This is a genomic window from Melaminivora alkalimesophila (assembly GCF_000282995.1).
Classification (GTDB): domain Bacteria; phylum Pseudomonadota; class Gammaproteobacteria; order Burkholderiales; family Burkholderiaceae_C; genus Melaminivora; species Melaminivora alkalimesophila.
Map to the genome: position 1 here is coordinate 1 of NZ_ALEE01000626.1, position 2,985 is coordinate 2,985.

Genomic DNA, 2,985 nt, shown 5'->3' on the forward strand with positions numbered 1-2,985 from the left:
GGGCGCGGCCGGCGCGCGCGCCGGGTTCTTACCGTACAGCGGGGCGTTCGGATCCCAGTTGCGGTTGCGCTGCGCCTCGTCCTCGTCGGAGGCGCGCGGGCTGTTCTTGCTCAGGAAGGGCACCGGCACCTTGGTCACGTAGATGGCCACGGCCAGCGCCGCCCCCAGTCCCAGGATGACGCCCAGGATCAGTCCCAGGACGGTGCCGCCGCGTTGCTGCTCTCTCATGGCCATGGCTCCTGCCTACATCCGTGAAGGGGCCGACACGCCGAGCACGGCCAGGCCGTTGCGCAGCACCTGCGCCGTGGCGGCGACCAGCGCCAGGCGCGCCAGCTTGACGCCTTCGTCGTCGACCAGGATGCGCTCGGCATCGTAGTAGCTGTGGTAGCTTGCCGCCAGCTCGCGCAGGTAGAAAGTGACGTCGTGCGGCGCGTTGCTGGCCGCGGCGCCCGAGAGCACTTCCGGATAGCGCGCCAGCAGCCGCAGCAGGGCATCGGCCTGCGGGCCCTCCAGCGGCGCCAGGTCGGCCGTCCGCAGCGCCGCCGTGTCCGCGTCCTCGCGCCAGCTGCGCAGCACCGAGCAGATGCGCGCATGCGCGTACTGCACGTAGTAGACCGGGTTGTCGTTGTTCTGCTGCACCGCCAGGTCGACGTCGAAGGTGTACTCGGTGTCGGGCTTGCGCGACAGCAGGAAGAAACGCACGGCGTCGCGGCTGGTCCACTCGATCAGGTCGCGCAGCGTGACGTAGCTGCCGGCGCGCTTGCTGATCTTCACCTCCTCGCCGCCCCGAACCACGCGCACCATGGTGTGCAGCACGTAGTCGGGGTAGCCGGCCGGGATGCCCACGCCCGCCGCCTGCAGGCCGGCGCGCACGCGCGCGATGGTGCCGTGGTGGTCCGTGCCCTGGATGTTCACCGCCCGGCCATAGCCGCGCCGGAACTTCTGGATGTGGTAGGCGACATCCGGCAGGAAATAGGTGTACGTGCCGTCGGACTTGCGCATCACGCGGTCCTTGTCGTCGCCAAAGTCCGTGGTCCGCAGCCACAGCGCGCCGTCCTGCTCGTAGGTGTGGCCGCTGTCCACCAGGCGGCGCACGGTGTCCTCCACGTGGCCTTCTTCGTACAGGCTGGACTCCAGGTAGTACTGGTCGAACTTCAGCCCGAAGGCCTGCAGGTCCTTGTCCTGCTCGTGGCGCAGGTAGGCCACGGCGAACTGGCGCACGCCGCCCGCGTCCTGCACATCGCCGCTGGCGGTGAATTCGCGGTCGTCGGCGCGCACCGTGGCGCGCGCCAGGTAGGCGTCGGCGATGTCCTGGATGTAGTCGCCGTTGTAGGCCGCCTCGGGCCAGCCGGGGTCGCCGGGCTTGATGCCTTGGGCGCGCAGCTGCACGCTTTTCGTGAGCGTGTCGATCTGCACGCCCGCGTCGTTGTAGTAGAACTCGCGATGCACCTGCCAGCCCTGGGTGGCGTACAGGTGGCTGATGGCGTCGCCCAGCGCCGCCTGGCGGCCGTGGCCCACGTGCAGCGGACCGGTGGGATTGGCCGAGACGAACTCGACGATCACCTTCTCGCCGCGCGCCGGCTGGAAGCCGAAACGCTCGCCCGCCTCCAGCACCTCGCGCACCACCTGCTGGCGCGCCGCCGGCTGCAGGCGCAGGTTCAGAAAGCCCGGGCCGGCGATCTCGATCGCCTGCACCCAGCGGGCGAAGGCGGGTGTCGCCTCCAGCGCCGCCTTGAGCTGTTCGCCGAGCTGGCGCGGGTTCTGGCGCAAGGGCCGGGCCAGCTGCATGGCGGCGGTGCAGGCCAGGTCGCCGTGCTCGGGCAGCTTGGGGTTCTCGAAGGCCGCACGGGCGCCCGCCCCGGGCTGGAGCTTCTCCAGCTCGCCGGCCAGGGCGGCGAGCAATTCGTTTTTCACGCTGAGCATGGGCGCGGATTCTACGGGTCGCCCCGGGGGCGGCACAGCCGGGCGGGCGCTAAGCTGGTGCACCCGCGTGGCGCCGGCGCACCACGGCGGGGCCCGTCCACCCTTTCACGCTGGAGCTTCCATGCCGCCGAAGAACCTTCTCGCCGCCCTCGCCCTGGCCGCCCTGGGCCTGCCCGCGCTTGCTGCGCCGCCCGCCTACGAGGCCGCGCCGGCCCCCGCGCCCACCGCGCAGCAGGCGAAGATGAAGACCTGCAACGCCCGCGCCAAGGAAGGCGGGCTCAAGGGGGACGAGCGCAAGGCCTTCATGAAGAACTGCCTGAGCGCCTCCAAGCAGGAGAAGCAGCAGGCGAAGATGAAGACCTGCAACGCCGACGCCGGCAAGCAGGGCCTCAAGGGCGACGAGCGCAAGGCCTTCATGAAGGAGTGCCTGTCGAACAAGCCGGCGGGCTGAGTGCCGGCGGGCGGCCGCGGCGCGGCGGGGCTCAGCGCGTGCCCACGCCGCGCGCCAGGAACACCGCCAGCAAGGGCACCAGCACCATGAGGTGGGCCGTCCACATCACCAGCCGCCGCGTGCCCTTGAGCGCCTGCGCATCGGGCAGGGCACCGCCGGCGTCCAGCGCGCGGCGCCAGGCGCGGTAGCGCCGGCCGGCCAGGAAGGACAGCACCAGCATCACCGCCCAGAGCGTGATCTTCGCGTGCAGCAGGGGCTGCGCCCAGTACCACGCGCTCCCCTTGACTCCCCAGGCGATGCGCGCCAGCCCGCTGGCCAGCACCAGCCCCCCCGACACCAGACTCAGCAGGTTCACCCACCCCAGCCGCCGCACCACGGCCGGGTTGATCCAGTCGGGGCGGCACAGCGCCGTCTCGCTGGTCAGGAAAGTGGCCAGCATCAGGAAGGCCATGATGTGGGCATAGGCCAGTAGGGCTTCGAAGGTCACGAAACAGGTCCTCGCAGGAAGGGCCGCACGCGCCTCAGGGCCCGGGCGTGCGGCTCCAGAAATCGGGCTGGGCGTAATGGTGCCTCAAGTATTCCATCCACAGCCGCAGGCGCAGCGGCAGGGG

3 protein-coding genes and 1 pseudogene are annotated in these 2,985 nt (G+C 71.0%); 1 reads left to right on the forward strand and 3 read right to left on the reverse strand.

What is annotated here, in order from left to right; genetic code table 11:
• A pseudogene (locus A612_RS12255) lies at positions 1 to 228 on the reverse strand (SPOR domain-containing protein); the annotation flags it as partial.
• 15 nt (positions 229 to 243) lie between these two features.
• Positions 244 to 1,923 (reverse strand): arginine--tRNA ligase, encoded by a 1,680-nt coding sequence (gene argS, locus A612_RS12260; RefSeq protein ID WP_019374763.1) that lies wholly within the window; start codon positions 1,921 to 1,923, stop codon positions 244 to 246.
• Between the two features lie 121 nt (positions 1,924 to 2,044).
• Here argS and A612_RS12265 point away from each other — a divergent pair, with 121 nt between their 5' ends.
• Positions 2,045 to 2,374 (forward strand): PsiF family protein, encoded by a 330-nt coding sequence (locus tag A612_RS12265; protein ID WP_019374764.1) that lies wholly within the window; start codon positions 2,045 to 2,047, stop codon positions 2,372 to 2,374.
• Between the two features lie 31 nt (positions 2,375 to 2,405).
• Here the strand turns inward: A612_RS12265 and A612_RS12270 are convergent, their stop codons facing one another.
• Positions 2,406 to 2,861: a DUF2214 family protein gene (locus tag A612_RS12270; protein ID WP_019374765.1), complete on the reverse strand. Its 456-nt coding sequence runs from the start codon at positions 2,859 to 2,861 to the stop codon at positions 2,406 to 2,408.
• Positions 2,862 to 2,985: the final 124 nt, after the last annotated feature.